General features: G+C 73.4%; 4 protein-coding genes. All 4 read left to right on the top strand.

What is annotated here, in order from left to right; translation table 11 throughout:
- The first annotated feature begins 29 nt into the window (after positions 1-29).
- On the top strand, positions 30-1,250 hold the full coding sequence (locus ACFWB8_RS36810; RefSeq protein ID WP_385237614.1) for a DUF4350 domain-containing protein: 1,221 nt from the start codon (positions 30-32) through the stop codon (positions 1,248-1,250).
- A complete protein-coding gene (locus ACFWB8_RS36805; protein WP_385237611.1) occupies positions 1,247-2,209 on the top strand; it encodes an AAA family ATPase in 963 nt (320 codons plus the stop codon). Before ACFWB8_RS36810 ends, ACFWB8_RS36805 begins: the two co-directional genes overlap by 4 nt.
- Complete coding sequence (locus tag ACFWB8_RS36800; RefSeq protein WP_385237609.1) at positions 2,209-3,519, top strand: DUF58 domain-containing protein; 1,311 nt, start codon at positions 2,209-2,211, stop codon at positions 3,517-3,519. The genes ACFWB8_RS36805 and ACFWB8_RS36800 overlap by 1 nt, the downstream gene beginning before the upstream one ends.
- 78 nt (positions 3,520-3,597) lie before the next feature.
- Positions 3,598-4,194 (top strand): Uma2 family endonuclease, encoded by a 597-nt coding sequence (locus ACFWB8_RS36795; RefSeq protein WP_385237606.1) that lies wholly within the window; start codon positions 3,598-3,600, stop codon positions 4,192-4,194.
- Positions 4,195-4,320: the final 126 nt, after the last annotated feature.

The raw sequence follows: 4,320 nt of genomic DNA, 5'->3' as shown, positions 1-4,320 counted from the left end.
GGCGCCCGGCCGACCCGACCACCGCGGCGCTGCTCGCGCCCGACGCGCGCCCCCGCGCACCCCGCAGGGGCCCGGCCGGACTGTGGGCGCGCGCCCGGGGGATCGCCGTCGCGCTCGCCGTGCTCATCGCCGCCGCGATCACCATGGCCGCGCTCAACTCCGGCGCCCACCACGGCTACCTCGACCCCCGCTCCGCCGACCCCTACGGCAGCCGCGCCGTCGCCGAACTGCTCAAGGAGCGCGGGGTCACCGTCCGCGTCGTCACCACCGCCCGCGAGGCCGCCGACGCGGCCGGACCCGACGCGACCCTCCTGGTCACCGAGCCCGACCTGCTCGGCGACGGCCAGCGCCGGGCCATCCGCTCCGCCATCGACCTCTCCGGCGGCCGCACCGTACTCCTCGCCCCCGGCCCCCTCGGCCTCCCCGACCTGGCCCCCGGCACCCACGTCCGCGGCAACGCGCTCGACGACAACCTCGACCCCGCCTGCCCCCTGCCCGCCGCGGCCTCCGCCGGCCGGGCCGCCACCGGCGGCGGCGGCCACCGCTACGCCACGGACACCCGCACGGCCACCGCCTGTTACCCCAGCCACGGCAACCCCACCCTCCTCGTCCTCCCCACGGGAACCACCGGCGGCGACACCGTCCTCCTCGGCTCCGAGACGATCCTCCTCAACCGGAGCCTCGCCAAGGAGGGCAACGCCTCCCTCGCCCTCCAACTCCTCGGCTCCCGCCCCGACCTCGTCTGGTACATGCCGTCCCTCACGGACACCGACCCGGACGCCGCCGCCGGCAGCCAGGACAAGAGCCTCCTCCAACTGATCCCCGACGGCTGGAACTGGGCCCTGCTCCAGCTCTTCACCGCCGCCGCCCTCGCCGCCCTCTGGCGCGCCCGCCGCCTCGGCCCGCTCGTCACCGAACGGCTGCCCGTCGCCGTCCGCGCCTCCGAGGCCACCGAGGGCCGCGCCCGCCTCTACCGCAAGGCCGACGCCCGCGACCGCGCCGCGACCGTGCTGCGCGCCGCCACCCGCGAACGCCTCGCCGCACTGGTCGGCGTACCACCCGCCCGCGCACACGACCCCGCGGCCCTGGTCCCCGCCGTCTCCGCCCGCTTCCCGCACGGCACCCAAGGCCCTGACGGCACCCGGGACCTGACCACCCTGCTCTTCGGCACCACCCCCGCCGACGACGCGGCACTCGTCGCGCTCGCCGACCACCTCGACGCCCTCGAAAGAGAGGTCCGCACCTCATGACGGCCACCACGGACAGCGCCCGCTCCGCCCTGGAGGCGCTCCGAACCGAGATCGCGAAGGCCGTGGTCGGCCAGGACTCCGCCGTCACCGGTCTCGTCGTCGCCCTCCTGTGCCGCGGCCACGTCCTCCTCGAAGGCGTCCCCGGCGTCGCGAAGACCCTCCTCGTACGGGCCCTCGCCGCGTCCCTCGAACTCGACACCAAACGCATCCAGTTCACCCCCGACCTGATGCCGAGCGACGTCACCGGCTCGCTCGTCTACGACGCCCGCACCGCCGAGTTCTCCTTCCAGAACGGCCCGGTCTTCACCAACCTCCTCCTCGCGGACGAGATCAACCGGACCCCGCCCAAGACCCAGTCCTCCCTCCTCGAAGCCATGGAGGAGCGCCAGGTCACCGTCGACGGCACCCCCCGCAAGCTCCCCGAGCCCTTCCTCGTCGCCGCCACCATGAACCCGGTCGAGTACGAGGGCACGTACCCGCTCCCCGAAGCCCAACTCGACCGCTTCCTGCTCAAGCTGACGGTCCCTCTCCCCTCCCGCGAGGACGAGATCGGCGTACTGACCCGGCACGCCGCCGGCTTCAACCCGCGCGACCTGCACGCCGCCGGCGTCCGCCCGGTCGCCGGCCCGGCCGAACTCGAAGCCGCCCGCGAGGCCGTCGCCAAGGTCTCCGTCTCCCCCGAGATCACCGGCTACGTCGTCGACATCTGCCGCGCCACCCGCGAATCGCCCTCCCTCACCCTCGGCGTCTCCCCGCGCGGCGCGACCGCCCTGCTGTCCACCGCCCGCGCCTGGGCCTGGCTCACCGGCCGCGACTACGTCACCCCCGACGACGTCAAGGCCCTCGCCCTGCCCACCCTGCGCCACCGCGTCCAGCTCCGCCCGGAAGCCGAGATGGAAGGCGTCACCCCGGACTCGGTCATCTCGGCGATCCTCGCCCACGTCCCCGTCCCGCGCTGATGGCCCTCACCGGACGCGCCGCCCTGCTCGCGGCCCTCGGCAGCATCCCCGTCGGCATCCTCGAACCGAGCTGGACGGGGATGCTCGCGGTCAACGGCTCCCTCGCCCTGGCCTGCGCGGTCGACTACGCCCTCGCCGCGCCGGTCCGCAGCCTCACCCTGGCCCGCTCCGGTGACACCTCGGTCCGCCTCGGGGACACCGCGGACGTCCACCTCACCGTCACCAACCCGAGCACCCGCACGCTCCGCGCCCGCGTCCGTGACGCCTGGCCCCCGAGCAGCTGGCTCCCGGGCACGGACGCCGCCGCGTCCCGCCACGAGCTCACCGTCCCCGGGGGCGAACGCCGCCGCCTCACCACCCGCCTGCGGCCCACCCGCCGCGGCGACCGGCAGGCCGACCGCGTCACCGTCCGCTCGTACGGCCCGCTGGGCCTCCTGGCCCGCCAGGGCTCCCACACCGTGCCCTGGACCGTACGGGTCCTGCCGCCCTTCACCAGCCGCAAGCACCTGCCCTCGCGCCTGGCCCGACTGCGCGAGCTGGACGGCCGCACCAGCGTTCTGACCCGCGGCGAAGGCACCGAGTTCGACAGCCTGCGCGATTACGTCCCCGGCGACGACACCCGCTCCATCGACTGGCGCGCCACCGCCCGTCAACAGAAGGTCGCCGTCCGCACCTGGCGACCGGAACGCGACCGGCACGTCCTGATCTGCCTCGACACCGGCCGCACCTCCGCGGGCCGCGTCGGCGACGCCCCCCGCCTGGACGCGTCCATGGACGCCGCTCTCCTGCTCACCGCCCTGGCCACCCGCGCCGGCGACCGCGTGGACCTCCTGGCCCAGGACCGCCGCCCCCGCGCCCAGATCCAGGGCCGCTCGGCCGCCGACACCCTGCCTGCCTTCGTCAACGCCATGGCCACCCTGCAACCGGAGCTCGTCGAAACCGACGCCCGGACCCTGGTCTCCACGATCCTGCGCAGCGCCCCCCGCCGCTCCCTGGTGGTCCTCCTGACCAGCCTGGACGCAGCTCCCATCGAGGAGGGTCTGCTCCCGCTCCTCCCCCGCCTCACCCAGCGCCATACGGTCCTGCTGGCCTCGGTGGCCGACCCGCACATCGCGTCCATGGCCGCCTCGCGCGGCTCCCTGGACGCGGTCTACGAGGCCGCGGCCGCCACCCAGTCCCAGTCCCAACGCCGCCGCACGGCCGAGCAACTCACCCGCCACGGCGTCCACGTGGTCGACGCCACCCCGGACAGCCTCCCCCCGGCCCTGGCCGACGCCTACCTCGCCCTCAAGTCCGCCGGCCGCCTCTAACCACCCCGAACCGTTCCGAGACGGGCACTCGCCGTCCCGACCTGGATACGCTGGGCGCGGACCCACCAGGAGGACACCGTGGCCGACCTCACCCCGGAGCAGATGCGCCGCATGCATGACTTCGCGGAGCGGCTCTCGGAGCTGGCCGAGCATCAGGAAGACCAGTGGAAGGTGCAGACCACCGACGGTCAGATCTTCCTCACGATGATGAACCCCACGGCTCCCCACGGGCTGAACGTGGTGCGGCTGCGCCGTCAGATCGAGGCCCAGACACCCGAGGTCATGGCTCTCAATGACACGAACATGGGCGATCCGGTGACAGCCCTGACCAAGGTCCCCGACCTCATGGTCATCGCCGAAGAAGACACCGACGACACGGCGAAGGTCGTCAACTCCCGCGATGTCCTGATGGTGGTTGAGGTCGTCTCGCGAACGATTTCCCTCACCGATATCCGCGACAAGCTTCACGACTATCCGACAATGGGGGTCCCGCTCTATGTCGTGGTGGACCCCCGCAAGGACAAGAAGACCGTCATGGTCCACAGCGACCCCTCGGATGGGCCCGACGGCATCCGCTACCGCAAGAAGATCCCCTACTCCTTCGGGGACACCGTCCCCGCCGGCCGGTGGACGCTCGACACGAGCAGCCTCAAGAGCTACCCCGCCGACTGGTAGGCCCGGGCCGAGTCCACACGGACCTGGTCCAGAACGCAGAAAAGCCCCGCACCATTAAAGGTGCGGGGCTTTCCCACAATGATTGTTCGGCGGCGTCCTACTCTCCCACAGGGTCCCCCCTGCAGT

Origin of the sequence: Streptomyces sp. NPDC060031 (assembly GCF_042736805.1) — a bacterium.
In the GTDB taxonomy this organism is placed as follows: domain Bacteria; phylum Actinomycetota; class Actinomycetes; order Streptomycetales; family Streptomycetaceae; genus Streptomyces.
This window is presented reverse-complemented; position numbering and strand designations above follow the sequence as displayed.